At 71.9% G+C, this 21,186-nt stretch carries 15 protein-coding genes; 9 read left to right on the forward strand and 6 right to left on the reverse strand.

Annotation, left to right across the window (positions count from 1 at the left end; translation table 11 throughout):
- Positions 1-7 precede the first annotated feature (7 nt).
- The 4 genes from OG361_RS19745 to pdhA form a co-directional block, all read right to left on the reverse strand.
- Positions 8-4,801 (reverse strand): RHS repeat-associated core domain-containing protein, encoded by a 4,794-nt coding sequence (locus tag OG361_RS19745; RefSeq protein ID WP_405855331.1) that lies wholly within the window; start codon positions 4,799-4,801, stop codon positions 8-10.
- Between the two features lie 129 nt (positions 4,802-4,930).
- Entirely contained in the window at positions 4,931-6,340 is a 1,410-nt protein-coding gene (locus tag OG361_RS19750) for a dihydrolipoamide acetyltransferase family protein (RefSeq protein ID WP_405862348.1), read from the reverse strand.
- A gap of 31 nt (positions 6,341-6,371) precedes the next feature.
- Positions 6,372-7,352 carry an alpha-ketoacid dehydrogenase subunit beta gene (locus OG361_RS19755; RefSeq protein ID WP_405855333.1) on the reverse strand — a complete coding sequence of 327 codons (981 nt, stop codon included), beginning with the start codon at positions 7,350-7,352 and terminating at the stop codon, positions 6,372-6,374.
- Positions 7,353-7,354: 2 nt separating this feature from the next.
- On the reverse strand, positions 7,355-8,548 hold the full coding sequence (gene pdhA / locus OG361_RS19760) for a pyruvate dehydrogenase (acetyl-transferring) E1 component subunit alpha (protein ID WP_405855335.1): 1,194 nt from the start codon (positions 8,546-8,548) through the stop codon (positions 7,355-7,357).
- A 340-nt stretch (positions 8,549-8,888) separates the two neighbouring features.
- On the opposite strand from pdhA, the gene OG361_RS19765 reads away from it, so the two are divergent.
- From OG361_RS19765 to OG361_RS19775, 3 genes are all read left to right on the forward strand, one after another.
- Positions 8,889-9,548, forward strand: a complete 660-nt coding sequence (locus OG361_RS19765) for a response regulator transcription factor (RefSeq protein ID WP_189803035.1) — start codon at positions 8,889-8,891, stop codon at positions 9,546-9,548.
- Positions 9,549-9,718: 170 nt separating this feature from the next.
- A complete protein-coding gene (locus OG361_RS19770; RefSeq protein WP_384560727.1) occupies positions 9,719-10,162 on the forward strand; it encodes a pyridoxamine 5'-phosphate oxidase family protein in 444 nt (147 codons plus the stop codon).
- Between the two features lie 15 nt (positions 10,163-10,177).
- Positions 10,178-11,194, forward strand: coding sequence for a phosphotransferase (locus OG361_RS19775; RefSeq protein WP_405855337.1), 1,017 nt, complete (start codon positions 10,178-10,180; stop codon positions 11,192-11,194).
- A 139-nt stretch (positions 11,195-11,333) separates the two neighbouring features.
- Here OG361_RS19775 and OG361_RS19780 read toward each other — a convergent pair whose 3' ends face one another.
- Positions 11,334-12,959 (reverse strand): protein kinase domain-containing protein, encoded by a 1,626-nt coding sequence (locus tag OG361_RS19780; RefSeq protein ID WP_405855339.1) that lies wholly within the window; start codon positions 12,957-12,959, stop codon positions 11,334-11,336.
- A 275-nt stretch (positions 12,960-13,234) separates the two neighbouring features.
- Here OG361_RS19780 and OG361_RS19785 point away from each other — a divergent pair, with 275 nt between their 5' ends.
- A complete protein-coding gene (locus tag OG361_RS19785) occupies positions 13,235-14,899 on the forward strand; it encodes a protein kinase domain-containing protein (protein ID WP_405855341.1) in 1,665 nt (554 codons plus the stop codon).
- 200 nt (positions 14,900-15,099) lie between these two features.
- Here the strand turns inward: OG361_RS19785 and OG361_RS19790 are convergent, their stop codons facing one another.
- Positions 15,100-15,750, reverse strand: coding sequence for a hypothetical protein (locus OG361_RS19790; protein WP_405855343.1), 651 nt, complete (start codon positions 15,748-15,750; stop codon positions 15,100-15,102).
- A 70-nt stretch (positions 15,751-15,820) separates the two neighbouring features.
- Between OG361_RS19790 and OG361_RS19795 the strand changes: the two genes are divergently transcribed.
- The 5 genes from OG361_RS19795 to OG361_RS19815 all read left to right on the forward strand — a co-directional run bounded on the left by OG361_RS19795 (position 15,821) and on the right by OG361_RS19815 (position 21,144).
- Positions 15,821-16,039, forward strand: coding sequence for a hypothetical protein (locus tag OG361_RS19795; RefSeq protein WP_405855345.1), 219 nt, complete (start codon positions 15,821-15,823; stop codon positions 16,037-16,039).
- 95 nt (positions 16,040-16,134) lie between these two features.
- Positions 16,135-16,785 (forward strand): PadR family transcriptional regulator, encoded by a 651-nt coding sequence (locus OG361_RS19800; protein ID WP_405855347.1) that lies wholly within the window; start codon positions 16,135-16,137, stop codon positions 16,783-16,785.
- Between the two features lie 104 nt (positions 16,786-16,889).
- The gene (locus OG361_RS19805; protein WP_405855349.1) at positions 16,890-17,624 is read left to right on the forward strand and encodes an ABC transporter ATP-binding protein; all 735 of its coding nucleotides are present in this window, start codon (positions 16,890-16,892) and stop codon (positions 17,622-17,624) included.
- Positions 17,621-20,485, forward strand: coding sequence for an FtsX-like permease family protein (locus tag OG361_RS19810; RefSeq protein ID WP_405855351.1), 2,865 nt, complete (start codon positions 17,621-17,623; stop codon positions 20,483-20,485). The genes OG361_RS19805 and OG361_RS19810 overlap by 4 nt, the downstream gene beginning before the upstream one ends.
- A gap of 110 nt (positions 20,486-20,595) precedes the next feature.
- Positions 20,596-21,144 carry a bacterial proteasome activator family protein gene (locus tag OG361_RS19815; RefSeq protein ID WP_405855353.1) on the forward strand — a complete coding sequence of 183 codons (549 nt, stop codon included), beginning with the start codon at positions 20,596-20,598 and terminating at the stop codon, positions 21,142-21,144.
- The last annotated feature ends 42 nt before the right edge of the window (positions 21,145-21,186 follow it).

Genomic DNA, 21,186 nt, shown 5'->3' on the forward strand with positions numbered 1-21,186 from the left:
TGCCTTTCTATTTCAGGATGTCGTAATCAATCGTCCAGCCGCGTTCTTCCAGCATCTTCTGGAATTTACGGTTGTGTTGGAGGCTGTCGATCATATCGGCGATATGCGTGTCGTACTTGTCGCCGTAGAGCTCCCGGATCTCGTTGATGTCCATCATCATCGCCTGGTCCCAGCGCCCCGCGTCGATGAGGGCCCGCTGGTCCGCCCGCCACTGGTCCGACTCCTTGCTGGAGCCGGTGCTCGTCACGCCGCGGTGGTCGTCGTACTCCATGCGGATCGCCGGGCCCATGCCCGCGCCGCCGCTCTTCGTCTTCCGGAACCCGGCCTGGTCGAGATGGGAGTAGGAGTCCTTCGCCGGGATGTGGTTGATCTCCATGTCGACGTCGGTGCGCCGCGTCCCGTCGTCGTTCTTGAGGTTCGCGGGCTGGAGTCCGCTGTACCAGCCGCCGTCCTCCGTGCACCCCTTGGCGATCAGGCCCTCGGGGTCCATCCGGACGTGCGGGTTGATCACGTAGGCGACCGGGTTGGGCGCCGGGCCCAGGCCGAGCGGGTCCGGGCTGGTGTAGCGGGCGGTCGCCGGGTCGTAGTGGCGGTGCAGGTTGTAGTGGAGGCCCGTCTCCGGGTCGTCGTACTGGCCGGGGAAGCGCAGCGGTGTGTACGCGACGGCGTCCCTGTTCCAGGTGGTCTGGCCCCACACGGTGGTCCGGCTGTGCCAGGCGACCTCCCCGTCCTCGTCGACGAGTTCGCTCGGGGTGCCGATGAGGTCGGTGACGATCGCGAAGAACCGCGCGTCCGTCTCCGGCTGTCCCGGCAGTGCCTGTCCCGGCCCCGGCTGCCCGTGCCCCGGCTGGCCCGGATCCGGCTCGGGGGTGCGGCGCTCCAGCTGGGCGAGGGGCCGGCGGCCCTCGTACTCCCAGGTGAGCGTGGTGCCGTGGGCCGAGTCCGTCTGCTCGACGAGCCGGCTGCCGTCCCAGGTGAAGAAGACCGACTGGACGACCGACTGCCCGTCCTCCGCCATGCGGTGCTTCGCCGTACGCCGCCCCAGCGGGTCGTACGTGTACGTCCACAGCGCGCCGTCCGGCGTCCGGCAGGCGGTCAGCCGGTCCTCGGCGTCCCAGGTGTAGCGCCAGGTCTCCGGCTTCCGGGAGAGCCGGGTCCGCTGCCGCAGCACGACCCGACCCCCGGCGTCGTACTCGTAGCGGACCGCGCCGGCGGTCAGCAGCCGTGTGCCGCCGTAGCTGCGCGCGCCCCGGCCCTCGTCCCGCAGCGCCCGGTCCGGCCACTCGGCGTGGGTCTGGTTGCCCATGGCGTCGTAGGCGTACCGCTCCGACCAGTTCTCCCCGTTCACCTCGGTCGGGCGGCCCACCACGTCGAGGCCGAAGAGGGTGGTGCGGCCGGTCAGCCGGTCGGTCACCTCCTCCGGGCAGCCGTCGGCCCGGTAGGCGTAGCCGCGGGACCGCAGCTCGCCCCGGGGGCCCGTCAGGGTCTGCCCGGCCAGCCGGCCGGCCGTGTTCCACTCGGAGGCCAGCGTCACGGGCCGGTCGGCCTCGCCGAAGACCCGGCTGAGCTCGCGGCCCCGGGCGTCCCGGCCGAAGCGCAGCGCGTGTCCGCCGCTGACCACCTCGGTGCGCTGCCCGACGAGGTCGTAGGCGAAGGTCGACACCGCGCCCGTGGGTGTCGTGCGGCGCACCACCCGGCCCGCCGCGTCCCGCTCGTACCGCAGGGTGCGCCCGTCGACGGTCTCGGCGAGGACCCGGCCCAGGAGGTCCCGCTCCAGGGTCAGCGTGGAGTCGGGGGCCTCGATGGCCACGAGCCGGCCGGCGTCGTCGTAGGTGTAGCGGGTGGTCCGGCCCGCGACCTCCTTGGTGAGGACCCGGCCGCAGACGTCGTACGTGAGGGCGGTGGTGTCCCCGAGCGGGCCGGTCCGGCCCACGAGCCGGCCGCAGACGTCGTAGGCGTAGCGGACGGTGCGGTCGTCGAAGTCGGTCTCGGCGACCAGCCGGCCGGCCGCGTCGTAGACGTACGTCCAGGTCAGGCCCTGCGGGCCCACGACCTCGGTGAGCCGGAGCTCGGTGTCGTAGCGGAACTCGTAGCGGGCGCCGTCCGCGCCCGTGCGGGCGGTGAGCAGGTCGAAGTGGCCGTACTCGAAGCGGGTGGTGGCGCCGGTCGCGTCGGTGTGGGAGGCGCAGTTGCCCTCCTCGTCCCAGGTCCAGCTCTCGGTGGAGCCGTCCGGGCCGACCAGCCGGGAGAGCCAGCCCTCCGGCGTCCACTCCATGGCGGTGACGGCGCCGGTGGGGTCGGTGCCGCGGACCGGGCGGCCGTAGGCGTCGCGGGCGACGGCGTAGGTGTGGCCGAGGGCGTCGGTGGCGGCGAGGGAGACGCCGGCGTCATCGGTCGTGAACCGCTCGGTGGCCCCGTCCGGTCCGGTGCGTGCGGTGAGCGCGCCGAAGGCGTCGTGGGCGAAGCGGGTCGTGGCGCCGTCCGGGGCGAGGAGTTCGGTGCGGTTGCCGCGCGCGTCGAAGGTCTGGCGCCAGGTCGTACCGTCGGGTCCGGTGACCGCCACCGGCAGGTGCAGGGCGTCGTAGGCGGTGGTGGCCTCGGTGCCGTCGGGGAAGCGGACGCGGGTCAGGTCGGCGTGGTCCTCCCAGGTGAAGTGGGCCTCGTTGCCGAGCGGGTCGGTGCGGGAGAGCAGGTTGTCGTAGCGGTCCCAGGTGCGCAGCACGGTGTTGCCGAGCGGGTCGGTCTCGGCGACGACCTGGCCGAGCGCGTTGAGGTGGACGACGGAGACGGCACCGGTCGAGTCGGTGAAGCGGGTACGGCGGTGGCCGGTCGCCGCGTCGGTCTCGTAGGAGAAGCGGGAGGAGAGGAAGCCGTCGGGGCCGACGGTCTCGACGACCCGGCCGGCGGCGTCGTACACGTACCGGTAGACGGCTCCCTTGCGGTTGGTCCAGGAGGTGACGCGGGCCTGCTCGTCGTAGGTGAACCGGAGCGGGCGGCCGGAGCAGTTGGTGACGGTGTCGAGATTGCCGAAGGGGTCGTACCCGAAGGAGGTGAGGGTCCGGGCCCCCTCGGGGGCGTACAGGGAGAGGCCGGTGATCCGGCCCGCCTCCGGGTCGGTGACGACGAGGGCCCGGTAGCCGCCCTCGTGGACGACCGAGCTGGGCAGCCCGTCGTCGCCGCGCTGGATGTGGACGACGTTGCCCCGGCGGTCCTCGATCGAGCGGAGCCAGTAGTAGAGCGTCCCGCGGAACGGGTTGCCCGTGTAGTGGCGGGTGAGTCCGGCGTGCGGGTCGCGCATCGCGTACGTGACCTCGCCGAGGGCGCCCCGATCGGCGAGCGAGAGCGGCAGCCGGGCCCCCTCGACCGGCCACACCTCCTCCGTCTCGTCCTGCGGGAGCCGCGGGTAGACGAGCACGGAGCCGTCCTCGCGGGCGAGGAGCGCCCCACCCCTGGGGTCGAGTTCGATGCGCTCGTCGAGGGTGGAGGCCCAGCTGCGGCCGAAGAACTGGCCGTAGCGGTAGCCGGAGAGGTGGGTGCGGCGCAGGATCAGGGGCAGGACGCCGGGCAGGGCCAGGTCGGTCTGGGCGATGACCATCTCGCCGGAGGCGATGTCGACCGGGTCGGTCGCGCACCGGCGGGTGTTGATGGGCGTGCCCTTGTCCCGCGGATCGTCCTTCGCGTCCTTCATCGAGTCGGGCTTCACACCCGACGGGTTGCCCCTGTCGTTCCCGCCGGGGCCGGGGCCCCTGCCGTCGCCCTCCTCGTGCCTGCGCCGCTCGTTGGCGAGGCGGGCGCGTACGTCGTCGTCGTTGTTCTTGTGGTCGACGGAGATCTGCTTGACCGCCTTGGGGAGCGTCTTGCCGACGTGGTCCCCCATGGTCGTGGCGGACTTGGCGAGGGCGTCCATCGCCTTGTCGAGGACCGGGTCGAGGGCCTGGGCGATGGAGTCGCGGCCACGGGTGCGGCCGTGGTGCGACTTGGCCTTGGTGAGCTTCCCGGTGGTCTTGCCGTGGATGGCGATGCTGACGCCGTTGAGCTGCGTACCGGCGTGGTCGTGCTCGGCGTGGTCGATGGAGAAGCCCTTGCCGCTCGCGCCGCCTCCGCCTCCGCCGCCCGAGCCGCCGGCCGAGGCGAGGTGCATGGCGTCCTTGGAGGACTGCACGCCATCCTTGAAGCCGTCCGCGCCCGCCTGCTTCGCCTGGTCGAGGCTCACCCCGTCCTGGAGACCGAGGGCGGTGGCGCCGAGCTGGACGACGAGGTCGGCGGCGAGGCTCTCCAGGGCGGCGACGGCCGGCTCGGTCATCGCCGCGACGATGTAGGCGACCGCCTCCTCCATGCACTCCTTGATGAGGCGCTTGACGACCTCCTGGGTGGCCCGCATCGCGCCCGCGCCGATCAGCGCGGAGAGGCCGCCCGTCACGGGGATCGCCGCGATGGCGATACCGGCCTCCGCGGCCAGATAGCCGAGCTGGACGAGGGCCGCGCCCTTCATGACCTCGACGGCCGTCGCGGCGGAGTCGACGCCGCCGGCGATGGTGCGCGCCGCCGAGGCGATCTCCTTGATGTGCTTGTCCTTGACTTTGCCCCAGTGACCGTTGAGGGCGTCGAGGGCCTCACCGTGGCCGGAGGAGAGCAGCCGCTGCACGTGGTTGTTGGCGAGCTGCCCGTCGTCCTCCAGGTCGGAGGCGAACTCCCGCAAGGCATCCGCCATGTCCCGGTAGGCGTCTTCGTCCACGTTGGGCCAGGCGACCCCTATGAGATCGAGAAGTGTGTCCGCCCAGCCGGGCACGGTGACAGCCATGCTTCCCCCTGCGTCTCGTTCGCGATGCGCAACACTCCTACCACGCTTGCAAAGAAGGACGCAGAAAAACATCCGGCGGTGGCAGATGCCACCGCCGGATGTTTCACGTGAAACAGGCGAACCCGCGCACTACGCCCAGGTGATGAGCCGCTTCGGCTGCTCCAGGATCGCGGCGATGTCCGCGAGGAACTTCGAGCCGAGCTCGCCGTCGACCAGACGGTGGTCGAAGGAGAGCGCCAGCGTGGTGACCTGACGCGCCTTCACCTTGCCCTTGTGGACCCAGGGCTGGAGCTTGATCGCACCGACCGCGAGGATCGCGGCCTCGCCCGGGTTCAGGATCGGCGTACCGGTGTCGACGCCGAAGACGCCGACGTTGGTGATGGTGAAGGTGCCGCCCTGCATCGCCGCCGGGGTCGTCTTGCCCTCGCGGGCCGTGGAGACCAGCTCGCTCAGCGACTTCGACAGCTCGGGCAGGGTCTGGGCGTGCGCGTCCTTGATGTTCGGCACGATCAGACCGCGCGGGGTGGCCGCGGCGATGCCCAGGTTCACGTACCGCTTGAGCACGATCTCCTGCGCCGCCTCGTCCCAGGCCGCGTTGATGTCCGGGTTCCGCTTCACCGCGACCAGGACGGCCTTGGCGATGAGGAGCAGCGGGTTGACCCGCAGGCCCGCCATGTCCTTGTCGGACTTCAGCTCCTCGACCAGCTTCATCGTCCGCGTGATGTCGAAGGTCACGAACTCGGTGACGTGCGGCGCGGTGAACGCCGACCCCACCATCGCCGCGGCCGTCGCCTTCCGCACGCCCTTGATCGGGACACGGGTCTCCCGCGCCTCCGAGGACTCGGCGACCGGGGCGACCGGAGCGGGTGCCTGGGCCGGAGCCTGGGCGGCCACGGGTGCCGGCGCCGGCGCCTGAGCCGGTGCTTCGACGACCGCCACGGGAGCGGGAGCCGCCGCCGCGTGGACGTCCTCACGGGTGATGATGCCGTCCGGGCCGGTCGGGACGACCGTCGCCAGGTCGACGCCGAGGTCCTTGGCGAGCTTGCGGACCGGCGGCTTGGCCAGCGGCCGGGCCCCGGCCGGTGCGTGCCCGTTGAGCTGCTCCGGTACGGAACCGAGCACCGGGGCGGCCGGAACAGCCGCCGGGGTGGTGCCCGCCGGGGCCTTGCGCGGGCGGCGCTTGGTGGAGGTCGCGGCCACGCCGTACCCGACGAGGACCGGCTGGCGGCCCTTGGGCTCGTCGTCCTCGGCCGCCGGGGCGGCGGGGGCCGCCACGACCGGGGCGGCCTGGGCCACCGGGGCCTCGGGGGCGTCCCCGCCTCCGACGTTCACCGAGATGATGACCTGGCCGACGTCGACCGTCGTCCCCTCGGGGAAGCGCAGCTCGTGGACCGTGCCGTCGAAGGGGATCGGCAGCTCGACGGCGGCCTTGGCCGTCTCGACCTCGCAGACGACCTGCCCGTCGGTGACCGTGTCACCGGGCTGGACGTACCACTTGAGGATCTCGGCCTCGGTGAGGCCCTCGCCCACATCGGGCATCTTGAATTCGCGGATCGTCACGGTGCTCTCCTCAGTACGCCAGCGAGCGGTCGACGGCGTCGAGCACGCGATCCAGGCCAGGCAGGTACTCCTCCTCCAGGCGCGCCGGCGGGTACGGCGCGTGGTAGCCGCCGACCCGCAGGACGGGGGCCTCCAGGTGGTAGAAGCAGCGCTCGGTGATCCGGGCGGCGATCTCGGCGCCGGAGCCGAAGAACACCGGCGCCTCGTGGACGACGACCAGGCGGCGGGTCTTCTCGACCGAGGCCTGAATGGTGTCGAAGTCGAGCGGGGAGATCGAGCGGAGGTCCACGACCTCGATCGACTTGCCCTCCTCGGCGGCGGCCTCGGCCACCTCCAGACAGGTCTTCACCATCGGGCCGTAGGCCACCAGGGTGAGGTCCGTGCCCTCGCGGGCGACCCGGGCCTTGTGCAGCTCGCCGGGGATGGCCTCGGTGTCGACCTCGCCCTTGTCCCAGTAGCGGCGCTTGGGCTCGAAGAAGATGACCGGGTCGTCGCTCTGGATCGCCTGCTGGAGCATCCAGTAGGCGTCGGAGGAGTTCGCCGGGGTCACGACCTTGAGGCCCGCGACGTGCGCGAAGAGCGACTCGGGGGACTCGGAGTGGTGCTCGACGGCGCCGATGCCGCCGCCGTACGGGATGCGGATGACAACCGGCATCTTCACGGTGCCGAGCGAACGGGCCCGGATCTTCGCCAGCTGGGTGACGATCTGGTCGTACGCCGGGAAGACGAAACCGTCGAACTGGATCTCCACGACCGGCCGGTAGCCGCGCAGCGCGAGGCCGATCGCGGTGCCGACGATGCCGGACTCGGCGAGCGGGGTGTCGATGACACGGTCCTCGCCGAAGTCCTTCTGCAGACCTTCGGTGATCCGGAAGACACCGCCGAGCTTGCCGACGTCCAGGCCCATGATGAGGACCTTGGGGTCGGTCTCCAGGGCCTTGCGCAGCGACTCGTTGAGCGCCTTCGCGAGGGGAAGCTTCTGAACAGCCATGATTACTCGGCCTCTCCGTTCGCGAAGGACGCCTGGTAGGCGACGAACTCCGCGCGCTCCTCGTCGACGAGCGCGTGCCCGTCCGCGTACACGTTGTCGAAGATCGCCATGTGCTCCGGGACGGGCATGGCGCGCACGACCTCGCGGACCTGCTTGCCGAGGGCTTCGCTCTCCGCCTCCAGCTCCTCGAAGAAGGCCGCGTCGGCGTGGCCCTCGTTCTCCATGTACGTCTTGAGGCGCTGGATCGGGTCCTTCGCCTCCCAGGCCTCGCGCTCCTCGTCCCGGCGGTACTTCGTCGGGTCGTCGGAGGTGGTGTGGGCGGCCATGCGGTAGGTGAACGCCTCGATGAGCGTCGGGCCCTCGCCGCGGCGGGCGCGCTCGAGCGCCGACCGGGTCACGGCCAGGCAGGCGAGGACGTCGTTGCCGTCGACGCGGACGCCGGGGAAGCCGAAGCCGGCGGCACGCTGGTAGAGCGGGACGCGGGTCTGCTTCTCGGTGGGCTCGGAAATCGCCCACTGGTTGTTCTGGCAGAAGAACACGACCGGGGCGTTGTAGACCGCGGAGAACACGAACGACTCGTTCACGTCGCCCTGGCTGGAGGCGCCGTCACCGAAGTACGCGAGCACGGCGGAATCCGCGCCGTCCTTGGCGATACCCATGGCATAGCCCGTGGCGTGCAGGGTCTGCGAGCCGAGGACGATCGTGTACAGGTGGAAATTGTTGGTGCTGGGATCCCAGCCGCCGTGGTTCACGCCACGGAACATTCCCAGCAGGTTCGTGGGGTCGACCCCACGAACCCAGGCGACACCGTGCTCGCGGTAGGTGGGGAAGACGTAGTCGTCGTCCCGCAGGGCGCGGCCGGAGCCGATCTGCGCGGCCTCCTGGCCGAGCAGCGAGGCCCACAGGCCCAGTTCTCCCTGGCGCTGGAGGGACGTGGCCTCGGCATCGAAGCGCCGGGTGAGGACCATGTCGCGGTAGAGACCGCGCAGCTCCTCGGCACTCAGGTCGATGTCGTAGTCGGGGTGCTGGACGCGCTCTCCCTCGGGCGTCAGCAGCTGGACGAGCTCAGGCTCCGTCGCTACCGCCTCGGCGCGCGTGCTCGTCTTCTTGGTGGTGCTCGTGCTCGCGCTTGCGGTGCGCTTGGTGCCGCTGCTGCGTCGCGTCGTCTTGCGCGCTGCAGTGCTCTCCACGGTCACTACGTGCTCCTCCGTCGGTCCGGCCTCCGGGTTCGCCGGTAGACCAGTGCGGCTCTCCGCCTTATCCGTAGCCTTCGCACGGGGTGGGTGCGACGCGGCCGGGGTCGGGCGTGACAGGTGCCCCGGCGAGAGCCCTGTCATAGGCACGTTACCCACAGCGCAGCATTCCCGCGAAACCCCACTTGACCTGCGATTTTGCTTGGATTTCCAAGTAAATCGAGAAAATTGGGAACAGCGGCTGGTCAGCGCGTCGGCAACGGCCAGACGGGCCGCCGGAACACCCGGCACGTTATCCCGCGCACCCCGGGCGCGGGAAGAGCCAATATGTGAGACTGACCGGGTGCGCGAAGAAGGAAAAATCCGGGTATTTCTGCTGGACGACCACGAAGTCGTCAGGCGCGGCGTCCACGAGCTGCTCTCCGTGGAGGACGACATCGAGGTGGTCGGGGAGGCCGGGACGGCGGCAGATGCGCTGGTCAGGATCCCCGCGACCCGCCCCGACGTCGCGGTGCTCGACGTCCGACTGCCCGACGGCAGCGGAGTCGAGGTGTGCCGTGAGATCCGTTCGCAGGACGAGAGCATCAAGTGCCTGATGCTCACCTCGTACGCGGACGACGAGGCGCTCTTCGACGCGATCATGGCCGGGGCCTCGGGATACGTCCTCAAGGCCATCCGGGGCAACGAGCTGCTGAACGCCGTGCGGGACGTGGCGGCCGGCAAGTCGCTGCTGGACCCGGTGGCGACCGCCCGCGTCCTGGAGCGGCTGCGCGACGGCAACAACCCGAAGCGCGACGACAAGCTCGCCAACCTGACCGACCAGGAGCGCAGGATCCTGGACCTGATCGGCGAGGGCCTGACCAACCGGGTCATCGGCGAGCGGCTCCACCTCGCGGAGAAGACCATCAAGAACTACGTCTCCAGCCTGCTGTCGAAGCTGGGCATGGAGCGGCGCTCGCAGGCCGCGGCGTACGTGGCGCGGCTCCAGGCCGAGCGCCACTGAGACCACCCGCGCTCCGGCCCGGGCCGTGCCTCACCCGTACGGACCAGGCCGGGGCCGAGTCCGTACGGACCAGGCGGGGGCCGACGGCCCGGATTCGGGACCTACGTCCCCGTGAAACCGGGGCAGGGGCCCCTTTTCCGGCACCCTGCCGGTGGCGGAGAGTGGAAGTCATGTCCACCGAGGAGATCCGCGCCATCGAGTTGCTCGGCCGAGTGTCGTACGGCCGGGTGGCGACGAGCATGCGGGCGATGCCGTTCGTCGCGCCCGCCCGGCACATCGTGACCGACGGACGTGTCCTGCTCCGGATGCACAGAGGGCTCGGCTACCACCGCGCCTGCAACGGCAGCGTCGTCGCGTACGGCGCGGACAACTTCAGCTCCGGAGCGCAGAAGATCTGGTCCGTGCAGTTCACGGGCACCGCGGAGATCGTCGAGCCGACCGAGGAGCAGCTCGCGGCCTTCGGGCCCGAGCCCCGCGTCGTGGACGACGAGCCCTTCGAACCCGTCTACATGCGGATCGAACCGCAGTTCGTGACCGTGCACGAGCTCGACTACTCGACCGGCCGTCCCGTCGAGCTGCATTCTCTGGAGCGACACCTCCACCACGTAGCGTGATCTAACATCTGCGGAGTGCCGCGCTCATCTGCAACCCTCGCTCCGCCCGTCGGCGCTCTCCTGCGCCGCTACACGGCCGTCGGCGAGCCCCTCTCCTGCGAACCCGTGGCCCAGGGCCTGCTCAACCGCGGCTACCGCCTCCGCACCACCCGAGGCGCCTACTTCCTCAAGCAGCACCTGGACGCCCCCACCGCCGACCGCGCCACGATCACCCGCCAGCACCGCGCCACCCAGCGCCTGCACGCCCTCGGCCTGCCCGTGGCCCCACCGCTCGCCGACAGCGGGGGCCGTACGGTCGCGGTCATCGACGGCCTCTGCTACGCCCTGCACCCCTGGATCGACGGCCGCCACCGCGACGGCACCCAGCTCTCCACCGGCGGCTCCCGCCGTCTGGGCGCCCTCCTGGGGCACGTCCACACCTGTCTGGAGCGGGTCATGGAGTCGCCGCCGCCGGGGGACGAGCACCAGAGCGCCCGCCCCGAGGACACCTTCCGCGCCATCGAGGAGCTGATCGGCCTCGCCCGCGCGCACCGGCCGCACGACAGCTTCGACGCGCTCGCCGAGCACCGGCTCAGGGAGCGCCGCCGGCTCCTCGCCCAGCACGCCCACCACCGGCCGCCGCCGGCCGCCGCGTCCGGCTGGGTGCACGGCGACTTCCACCCGCTGAACCTGCTCTACCGGGGCGCGGAGCCCGCCGCGATCGTCGACTGGGACCGGCTCGGGGTCCGCCCGCGGGCGGAGGAGGCGGTCCGGGCGGCCGCGATCTTCTTCGTACGGCCCGGGGGCGAGCTGGCGCTGGAGAAGGTGCGGGCGTACGCCCGCGCGTACCGGCGGGCGACGGGCGCCGACGGCGCCGAGCTGGCCGCGGCGGCACACCGGGTGTGGTGGGAGCGGCTCAACGACTTCTGGACCCTGCGCTGGCGCTACCAGCTGCACGACCGAAGGGCCGACCCGCAGTTTCCCGCGGTGTCGGCCCTGGCGGTCTGGTGGACCCGTGAGTACGACGCCGTGCGCGACGCCTTCGCCGGCTGACGGGCACGAGGCCTCACCGGACGGGATGTCCGACCCGCGAGGCCTCATCGGACCGGATGCCCGTCCCGCCAGGCCTCGGCGGACGGGGTGTCCGACCCGCGAGGCCTCGCCGGAAAGGACGTCCGTCCGGGACCGGCCGTCAGTTGGTCGCGGGGTCGGTGTCGTCGCCCGTCGGCGTGCCCGGGTTGCCGTTGCCCCCGGTGGGCTCGCCCGTCGGGTCGACCGGCGGCTCCGTCGTCTTCGTCGGCTCCGTCGTGTTCGTCGGCTCCGTCGTGTTCGTCGGCGGCTCGGTCGTCGGCTCGGTGGTCGGCGGCTCCGTCGTCGGCGCGGTCGTCGGCGGCGCCGTCGTCGGATCCACCGTGGTCGGCGGCGGAGTCCACGGCTGCTGCGTGGCGCCCCCGTTCGACGAGCCCGGGTCCTGGGTCTGCTCCTCGGTGGGCTCCTCCGAGGGAGTGGGCTCCTCGGAGGAGGTCGACGGCGAGTTGCTGACGCTCGTCGTCGGCTTCACCGTGCCCGGGTCCTTCTCGCGCGCCTTGTCGATGGCGTACACGACGCCCGCGACGACGGCGATCAACGCGAGCGCCACGAAGAGGATCACCTTGCCGCGGCCGCCCCCGCCGCCGTTCGAGCCGTACGACCCGTCCTGGCCGTAGCCGCCGGTGCCGCCCGTACCGCCGTCGTAGCCGCCGTACCCGGCCGCCCCGTCGTCGGGGTTCATCTGCGGAATGATCCGGCCCTGCGCGGTCTCGCCGTGCATCGGGTGACCCATCGCGGTCGTCGCGGCCATGCCGCCGACCGGGGTGTGCCCGCCGTCGTGCATGTCGACCGGCCCGGTGTTCCACGTGCCGGTGTGGCCGCCCTGCTGCTGGAGCATCTGCAGGCCGTACTGGATGAGCCCGCGCATCTCCTCGGCGCTCTGGAACCGGTCGTCCGGGTCCTTCGCGAGGGAGCGCATCACGAGTCCGTCGAGCTCCGGCGGCACACCGGGGGTCACCTCGGACGGCGGGACCGGCGCGTCCTGCACGTGCTGGTACACGACGGAGAGCGGCGTCTCACCCGTGAAGGGGGGCCGCAGCGCGAGCAGCTCGTAGAGCAGACAGCCCGTCGCGTACAGGTCGGAGCGGTGGTCGACGGCCTTGCCGAGCGCCTGCTCGGGGGAGAGGTACTGGGGGGTGCCCATGACCATGCCGGTCTGCGTCATCGTCGACTGCGCGCCGTGCAGGGCGCGGGCGATGCCGAAGTCCATGACCTTCACCGCACCGCTGTGGGTGATGATCACGTTCGCCGGCTTGATGTCGCGGTGCACGATGCCGTGCTGGTGCGAGTAGGCCAGCGCCTCCAGGACGCCCGAGACGATGATGAGCGCCTGCTCGGGGCCCGGCGCGTCGGCGCTGATCAGCAGGTCGCGGATGGTGCGACCCTCGACCAGCTCCATCACGATGTACGGCACGGGCCGGCCGCCCACGAAGTCCTCGCCGGAGTCGTACACGGCGACGATGGCGTGGTGGTTGAGGCCGGCGACCGACTGCGCCTCACGCGTGAACCGGGCCTTCGAGACCGGGTCCTCGGCGAGATCGGCACGGAGCAGCTTGACCGCCACCGTGCGACCGAGGCGCACGTCCTCGGCTGCGAACACCTCGGCCATGCCGCCGCGGCCCAGACGGTGTGTCAGCCGGTATCGTCCGTCGCCGACGACGCCGCCGACGCCCCACGACTCCGCGGCGGGGTCCGGCACACCGCCACCTGCTCCGGATTCGGGTGCCATCAGTCCTCGCCGTCGTCTGTCGTGCCGTGTCCAGTCGTCACGCTACAGGCTCCGTGCGACATCACGGTCCGCGGTTGACCGGCCATCCAACCCCGCCCACGTACACCTGTGCAAATTCGCCGTGTTTCCCCGGACACTTCGGGAACGGTTCGAGGACACCTCCTGTGCGGAGGGTCACGGAACGGGCACTCGGCTTGACGTGTCGGTGCCACCGGGCAGACTTGGCCAGGAAATTCCGGATCAACGCCGCCACGCGCGCGTAGGGGGAAGCACAGATGAGCCAGGACGGCGCACAGGGCCGCTATGCGGGCGGTTCGGTAGCGGGCGGCCGGTACCAGCTGCGCGACCTCCTCGGTGAGGGCGGCATGGCGTCGGTGTACCTGGCCTACGACAGCGCCCTCGACCGCCAGGTCGCCATCAAGACCTTGCACACGGAGCTCGGCCGGGAACAGTCCTTCCGCGAGCGGTTCCGGCGCGAGGCGCAGGCCGTCGCGAAGCTGTCGCACACGAACATCGTCTCGGTCTTCGACACCGGCGAGGACACCCTCGACGGCGCCGTCATGCCGTACATCGTCATGGAGTACGTGGAGGGGCTGCCGCTCGGCTCGGTCCTCGCCGCCGACGTACAGCAGTACGGGGCGATGCCCGCCGACAAGGCGCTCAAGGTGACGGCCGACGTGCTGGCCGCCCTGGAGGTCAGCCACGAGATGGGCCTGGTCCACCGGGACATCAAGCCGGGCAACGTGATGACGACCAAGCGCGGTGTGGTCAAGGTCATGGACTTCGGCATCGCGCGCGCCATGCAGTCCGGGGTCACGTCGATGACCCAGACCGGCATGGTCGTCGGCACCCCCCAGTACCTCTCCCCCGAGCAGGCCCTCGGCCGCGCGGTGGACGCCCGCTCCGACCTTTATTCGGTCGGCATCATGCTCTTCCAGCTGCTGACGGGCCGCCTCCCCTTCGACGCCGACTCTCCGCTGGCGATCGCGTACGCGCACGTACAGGAGGAGCCGGTCGCCCCGTCCTCCGTCAACCGCGCGGTGACCCCGGCGATGGACGCGCTCGTCGCCCGGGCGCTGCGGAAGAACCCGAACGAGCGGTTCCCGAGCGCCGCGGCCATGCGCGACGAGTGCCTCCGGGTGCTCTCCGCCGGTCAGACCGGTGCCCCGATGATCGTCCAGGGCGGTCCGGTCAGCAGCGGTTCGGGCGTCGGCTCGGCGGTCTTCCCGCCCGTCGGCCAGACCCCGCCGCCGGGACCGCAGCCCGGCCCGCACGGCGTGCAGCAGCCGTACCTGCCGCCGACGCCGCAGCCGGGACCGTACGGCCCGCCGACGCCCGCGCCCGCCCAGGCCTACGGCTACCCGCAGCAGGCGCCGACGCCCGCGCCGGTCTACCAGACGGCCCCGACGCCTTCGCCGTACTCCCCGGGCCCGATGCACACGCCTGCTCCCGCCTCCGCTCCGGCGGCGCCGGGCGGCGGCTCCCGCCGGAACACCCCGGTGCTCCTGGGCGCGATCATCGTCGCCCTGCTGGCGGTCGGCGGACTGATCGTGGCGCTCACCCAGAAGGACGACAAGGGCACGGATGCGGGTGGCAACGGCGGCGGCACCGGCGGCACGGAGCAGACCCAGACGACCACCCCCGGCCACAAGGGCCCGGACCTGACCAAGACCATCGACGTGAAGAAGTGCACGCAGCCTTCGGAGTCGAGCGACGACCCCGCCAAGTTCGAGGTCCCCAACTTCACCTACAAGAACATCCAGTCGGTGAAGGACTGCGTCCAGGCGGCCGGGTGGAAGATCACGACCCAGCGACCCGTGGACGAGGCGACCTACGGCGAGGGCACGGTCCTGGAGCAGTACCCGCCGGCCGGTGAGGACATCACGGCCGAGGACGCCGAATTCACCCTCAGCGTCTCGACGGGCAACCCGCCGCAGTAAAGCAGTAGAGGGGAACGGCCTCGGGGCGCGGACAGCACCCGACCGAGGTGGGCGGGCCCTTTGACATGCGGCTGCCTCTTTGACGTGGGGTGGCCTTTGACGGGTGCGGCCCACTACGCCACCGAGACCGTCCCGGATGCCGGAAATGTTCCGGCATGTGACGCTGAGTCGACATCTCGGCGGCTCGGTACGGGAGGGGGTCACCCGGTGACTCCAGCACTCCGCAGGGCACGGGCGCGGGCCCTCGGCCCCGCGCTCACCTGCACGTTCGCCTGCGCGCTCGCCCTGTGTGCCGCGCCCCTCGCGTACGGGGCGGAGGCGCCCGGCGGTACGCGGGTGACCGCACCGTCCACACCCCCGGCGCCGCCCCCGCGGTCCGCCCTGTCCAGCCTGTCCACCCCGTCCAGGACGTCCGGGCCGTCCGGGCCACCCGCGCCGTCCGGGCAGTCCGGGCCGTCCGGGCAGTCCGGGCCGTCCGCGCCTCCCGTCACCAGGCCGCCCGCCACCTCCGCGACGCGACCCGCCACCTCCGCGACACCTCCCGCTCCCCCCGCCTCCACCCCCTCCGGGACCGCTTCCACCCCCTCCCGCACGGCCTCCGCCCCCTCCGGGACGGGCTCCGCCTCTCCGGGGCGCACCGGCGCCCCCGGCACATCCGCCCCGCCCGCGCACGCGCCCCCGCCCGCGCACGCGCCGACCGGCACCGCCTCGTCCTCGTCCTCGTCCTCGTCCTCGTCCGACTCTCCGAGCGCCGAGCCCACCGACGCCCCCGCCCCCAGCGACTCCGCCTCGCTGGCGGGCCGGCCCGCCGGGGAGGGCCGGCCGCGGCCCGGCCGCACCGAGACGGACACCGTCCCACCGAGCGCCACCACCCCGTCCCCCGACCCCTCTCGTACCAAGTCGGCAACAGACTCAGACGCGTTGGAGGCCGCCGAGGAGGAGGACGAGGCGGTACGTGAGGAGGACGAGGCCCTCACCGAGGTGGCGCCCGCGACCCGGCCCGCCGCCGCGCCCGGGACGGCGGGCGAGGCTTCTCCCACCCTCGTCGACCAGCGGATTCCCGTCCTCACCCTGGGCGTGGGGCTGGCTCTGATGGGGCTCGGGATCGGTTTCCTCGGGCTGCGGATGCGCCGCCGCTGAGCCCTCGCGGCCGGCCGGATCCCCCTTGAGTCGGACGCTCCCCTTCCGTCTCAGGAGGGTTGTCCGCGAGGACATACTCGGTATACATACTGAGTATGTCGATCCGTCACGGGCTGCTCGCCCTCCTCGAACGCGGCCCGCGCTACGGCTCCCAGCTCCGTACGGAGTTCGAGTCCCGCACCGGCTCCACCTGGCCGCTCAACGTCGGCCAGGTCTATACGACCCTGAGCCGTCTGGAGCGCGACGGCATGGTCGCGCAGGGGGGCCAGGACGAGGCGGGCCACGCGCTCTACACGATCACCGACGCCGGTCTCGCCGAGCTCAGGACCTGGTTCGAGAAGCCGGTGGACCGCACCAGCCCCGCCCGTGACGAGCTGGCCATCAAGCTCGCCATGGCGGTGGGCGCGCCCTGTGTCGACATCCGCGACGTCATCCAGTCCCAGCGCCGGCACACCGTGAAGGCCATGCAGGACTACACCCGGCTCAAGGCGCAGGCGCTCGTCGCCGTCGAGAGCGGCGGCGCACGGGAACGGGACGACGTGGCCTGGCTGCTCGTCCTGGAACAGCTCATCTTCCAGACCGAGGCCGAGGCCCGCTGGCTGGACCACTGCGAGGCCCGGCTGATCCGACTGTCGACGACCACGGCGAAGGCCACGACGGCCCCGGCCGACCCGAACGCACCGGGCCCGAGCACCTCCGGCCCGGCCACGACCACCCAGGCACCGGCCAAGGGCGGGGCGCGCTGACCGCACGGTCGCGCCCCATCTCGTCCCGTACCGCTGTCGCACCACCTTCCACCGCTCGCTCCGTACCCGGCCGACCGCCGCGTACGTCCAAGGGGGACCCCTCCATGTCCACACAGCAGCCCGTGCTGCAACTCCAGAACCTGGCCCGCGTCCACGGCTCGGGCGCCACCGAGGTGCACGCCCTGCGCGGCATCGACCTCGCCGTCTACCCCGGCGAACTCGTCGCCGTCATGGGCCCGTCCGGCTCCGGCAAGTCCACGCTGCTCACCATCGCGGGCGGCCTGGACACCCCGACCTCGGGCCGGGTGATCGTCGAGGACACCGACATCACCACCGCGAGCGTCAAGGAGCTCGCGGCCCTGCGCCGCCGCAGCATCGGGTACGTCTTCCAGGACTACAACCTCATCCCGGCGCTCACCGCCGCCGAGAACGTCGCCCTGCCCCGCGAGCTCGACGGGACCTCCGCCCGCAAGGCGCGCGTCGAGGCCCTGGCCGCCCTGGAGGAGATGGGGCTGGGCCACCTCGCCGAGCGCTTCCCCGACGAGATGTCCGGCGGTCAGCAGCAGCGCGTGGCCATCGCCCGCGCCCTCGTCGGCGACCGCCGTCTCGTCCTCGCCGACGAGCCGACCGGCGCCCTCGACTCCGAGACCGGCGAGTCCGTGCTCGCCCTGCTCCGCTCCCGCTGCGACGCGGGGGCCGCCGGTGTCCTGGTCACCCACGAGCCGCGGTTCGCCGCCTGGGCCGACCGGGTCGTGTTCCTGCGGGACGGCGCGATCGTCGACCAGACCGTGCGCAGCGAGGCCGACTCCCTCCTCTCGGGCCAGGTGGCGGAGGCGTGAAGACCTGGTTCCACTCCTGGCGGGCCGCGATCCGCATCGCCCGCCGCGACGCCTGGCGCTCCAAGGGCCGCAGCTCCCTCGTCCTCGCGATGATCGCGCTGCCCATCCTCGGTGTCAGCGCGCTCGATCTGACCTACCGCAGCTCCGAACTGTCCCCCGCCGAGCGGGTGGAGAGGGCGATGGGCGCGGCCGACGCGATACTCCGGGACGCCGAGGTCGAGGGCGTGCCGATCTACCAGGACCCGCTGGGCGAGATGCACACGCCGGTCAAGGACTACAAGGACCAGCCGTGGCCGAACGGCCCCACCGACGTCACCAAGACGTTCCCGGCGGGTTCCACGGTCCTCACGGACCGCTCCGGGTCGGCCAAGCTGACCACGGCCCACGGTCTGCTCACGGCCGAGGTGCGTGAGCTGAAGACGTCCGATCCGATGACCCGCGGCATCATGACCCTCCTGTCCGGGCGCTTCCCGGAGAAGAGCGACGAGGTCATGGCGACCTCGCACTTCCTGGAGACCAGCGGTCTGTCGGTCGGCTCGACCCTTTCCGCTCGCAACTTCGACCGTACGTATCGGATCGTCGGCTCCTACGAACTTCCCGACTCGCTCGGCGCCGACCAGGTCAACGCGGTGCCGGGGGCCTTCCTCGCCCCGTACGCGAAGGCGGTCGAGAAGGCCGGTCTGGCCGCTCCCGGTTTCTCCACCACGTATCTGGTGCGGAGTTCCGGTGGTTTCACGTGGAACACGGTCCAGCAGATCAACGCCAAGGGCGTGGCCGTCGTCTCGCGCGCCGTCATCCTCGACCCGCCCGCCGAGTCCGAGGTGCCGCTGTACGTGAAGGACGGCTGGGGCAGGTACGACTCCAGCCCGGGGGCCGACGCCGCCGCGCTCGCCGCCGTCGCCACCGTCGTCGGCCTGGCGATGCTGGAGATCTGTCTCCTCGCCGGACCCGCCTTCGCGGTCGGCGCCCGCCGCTCGCGGCGCCAGCTCGGTCTGGTCGGGGCCAACGGCGGTGCCCGCAGCCACATCCGGGCCATCGTGCTGAGCGGTGGTCTGGTCATCGGCGTCGCCGCGGCCGTCATCGGCACCGTCCTCGCCGTGATCCTCACCCTGGTGCTGCAGCCCGTCCTCGAAGACACCATGAAGCAGCGCTTCGGCTCCTTCGACGTCCGGCCGCTCGAACTCCTCGGCATCGCGCTGCTCGCCGTCCTGACCGGTCTGCTCGCCGCCGTCGTCCCGGCGATCACCGCTTCCCGGCAGACCGTCCTCGCCTCCCTCACGGGCCGGCGCGGTGTCCGTCGCAGCAGCCGGGTCCTGCCCCTGGTCGGTCTCGCGGCCATCCTGGTGGGTGGCGCCATCGCGCTCTTCGGCTCCCTCGTCAGTGAGCAGTTCGTCATCGTGGCGGGCGGCTCCGCCATCGCCGAGCTGGGCGTCGTCGCCATGACCCCGGCCCTGGTGGGGCTCTTCGGGCGCACCGGGCGCTGGCTGCCGCTCTCGCCGCGGCTCGCGCTGCGCGACGCCGTCCGGAACCGGGGGCGTACGGCTCCCGCCGTCGCCGCCGTCCTCGCCGCCGTCGCGGGCACGGTCGCCGTCTCCACCTTCATGGCCAGCAGCGAGGCGCAGAACAGGGCCGGATACGAGGCCCAGCTGCCGCACGGTGCGGTCTCCGCCTTCGTCACGGAGGAGGGCGGCCGGGACGTCCCCGCGGTCCGCGAGGCGGTCCAGCGCTACCTCCCCGTCGACGTCCGCGCCGATGTCCAGCGCGTCTCGGTCGGCAAGCCCGGCTGTGCCCCCTGGGGCGGCGGAGCGGGCTGCGGCCGGTACGAGGTCGTCATCCCCCGGGCCAACGAGTGCCCGCTGTACGCCTTCCTCCCCGACGGCAGTGACCCCAGCGAGAAGTACACCCCCGAGCAGCGCCGGAAGCTGATCGCCGAGGACTGGCGGTGCGACCAGTCCTCCCGAGGCGGGGGCATCCACGTCGACGGCGGCCTCCTCGTCGGCGACGCGAAGGTCCTCCACGTCCTCGGCATCGACGACCCGGGAGCTGCCAAGGCCCTCGCCGAGGGCAGGATCGTCAGCTTCTCCCGGCAGCCCATCGACAAGAACGGCACCATCGGGATCAAGCAGATCACCGACCTCGCCGCCGCCGAGAAGGCCGCCGCGGAGAGCCGGCCCGTGCCCGGGAAGATCAGCTCCGTTCCCGCCTACCTGGTGCCCGGGGACCCGAAGTCCTACGGCCTCCAGGGGCTGATGTCCCCGGCCGCCGCCAAGGCCGCCGGCCTCTCCACCCTGCCGGCGGGCTCGTACTTCAGCACCGAGCGGATGCCGGACAGCGAGCAGCGCCAGAAGCTCGACGGCGAGCTCGCCAAGCTCGGCAGCAACGTCGAGCTGCACGTGGAGGAGGGCTTCGTCAACGACGACAGCCTCGTCGTGCTCGCGCTGGCCGTCTTCGCGGGCCTCGTCACCATCGGCGCCGCCGGTATCGCCACCGGTCTCGCCCAGGCCGATGCCGAGGCCGACCTGAAGACGCTCGCCGCCGTGGGGGCCCCGCCCCGGGTCCGCCGCACGCTCAGCGGCTTCCAGTGCGGAGTCGTCGCGGCGATGGGCGTGACCCTCGGTTCGGCGGCCGGAGTCCTGCCCGCGATCGGGCTCCGTCTCACCGAGGAGCGCGAGATGATCCGCTTCTACGAGGAGTCCGTCGCGCAGGGCTGGGGCACGTCCTCGAGCCCGCCGTACGTGCCGATCGTCATCCCCTGGGAGACCCTGGCGGGCCTGCTGATCGCCGTACCGCTCGGCGCCGCGCTCCTCGCCGCCCTGGTGACCCGCTCCCGCGGTGCGCTGGCCCGGCGCGAGGCGACCTGACAGATACGGTCCGCGACGGTTCGTTGCCTTCCTGTGCCCCTGTACGAGGGTGATCACCCTCGTACAGGGGCACACCGTGTGATGAGGCATGTGTGCGAGAGAATGGCGGCATGGAGATGCCGAGGAATGACAGGTCGCAGGAGAGCCCCCAGGTCCTCATCGTGGGACAGGACGGAACGGCGCTCGGCGGCACTCAGGGTGACGACGAATCCCGCGAGGTCCCGGTGACGGAAATGGTCGAGCAGCCTGCGAAGGTCATGCGGATCGGCAGCATGATCAAGCAACTCCTGGAGGAAGTAAGGGCGGCACCTCTCGACGAGGCCAGCCGTGTCAGGCTCAAGAACATCCACGCCAGCTCCGTGAAGGAGCTGGAGGACGGGCTCGCGCCCGAACTGGTCGAGGAACTGGAGCGGCTCTCCCTGCCGTTCACGGACGAGGCGATCCCCTCCGAGGCGGAACTGCGCATCGCGCAGGCCCAGTTGGTGGGGTGGCTGGAAGGCCTCTTCCACGGTATCCAGACGGCGCTGTTCGCCCAGCAGATGGCGGCCCGCGCCCAGTTGGAGCAGATGCGCCGGGCGCTGCCGCCGGGTGCCTCGCACGACGATGACGACGACGACCGCGGCCACGGCCACGCGGTCCGCTCGGGGCCGTACCTGTAGTCCCGGAGACGGTCGTTCATGGAGGAGGGGCCCGGCGCATCT

Origin of the sequence: Streptomyces sp. NBC_00090, from assembly GCF_045160815.1 — a bacterium.
Taxonomy (GTDB): Bacteria; Actinomycetota; Actinomycetes; order Streptomycetales; family Streptomycetaceae; genus Streptomyces.

Excerpts from the sequence above, each read along its gene's own strand:
- OG361_RS19745 (WP_405855331.1), bottom strand. The coding sequence starts at position 4,801 with ATGGCTGTCACCGTGCCCGGCTGGGCGGACACACTTCTCGATCTCATA.
- OG361_RS19750 (WP_405862348.1), bottom strand. The coding sequence starts at position 6,340 with ATGCCCGATGTGGGCGAGGGCCTCACCGAGGCCGAGATCCTCAAGTGG.
- OG361_RS19755 (WP_405855333.1), bottom strand. The coding sequence starts at position 7,352 with ATGGCTGTTCAGAAGCTTCCCCTCGCGAAGGCGCTCAACGAGTCGCTG.
- OG361_RS19770 (WP_384560727.1), top strand. The coding sequence starts at position 9,719 with ATGTCCACCGAGGAGATCCGCGCCATCGAGTTGCTCGGCCGAGTGTCG.
- OG361_RS19780 (WP_405855339.1), bottom strand. The coding sequence starts at position 12,959 with ATGGCACCCGAATCCGGAGCAGGTGGCGGTGTGCCGGACCCCGCCGCG.
- OG361_RS19785 (WP_405855341.1), top strand. The coding sequence starts at position 13,235 with ATGAGCCAGGACGGCGCACAGGGCCGCTATGCGGGCGGTTCGGTAGCG.
- OG361_RS19800 (WP_405855347.1), top strand. The coding sequence starts at position 16,135 with ATGTCGATCCGTCACGGGCTGCTCGCCCTCCTCGAACGCGGCCCGCGC.
- OG361_RS19805 (WP_405855349.1), top strand. The coding sequence starts at position 16,890 with ATGTCCACACAGCAGCCCGTGCTGCAACTCCAGAACCTGGCCCGCGTC.
- OG361_RS19815 (WP_405855353.1), top strand. The coding sequence starts at position 20,596 with ATGGAGATGCCGAGGAATGACAGGTCGCAGGAGAGCCCCCAGGTCCTC.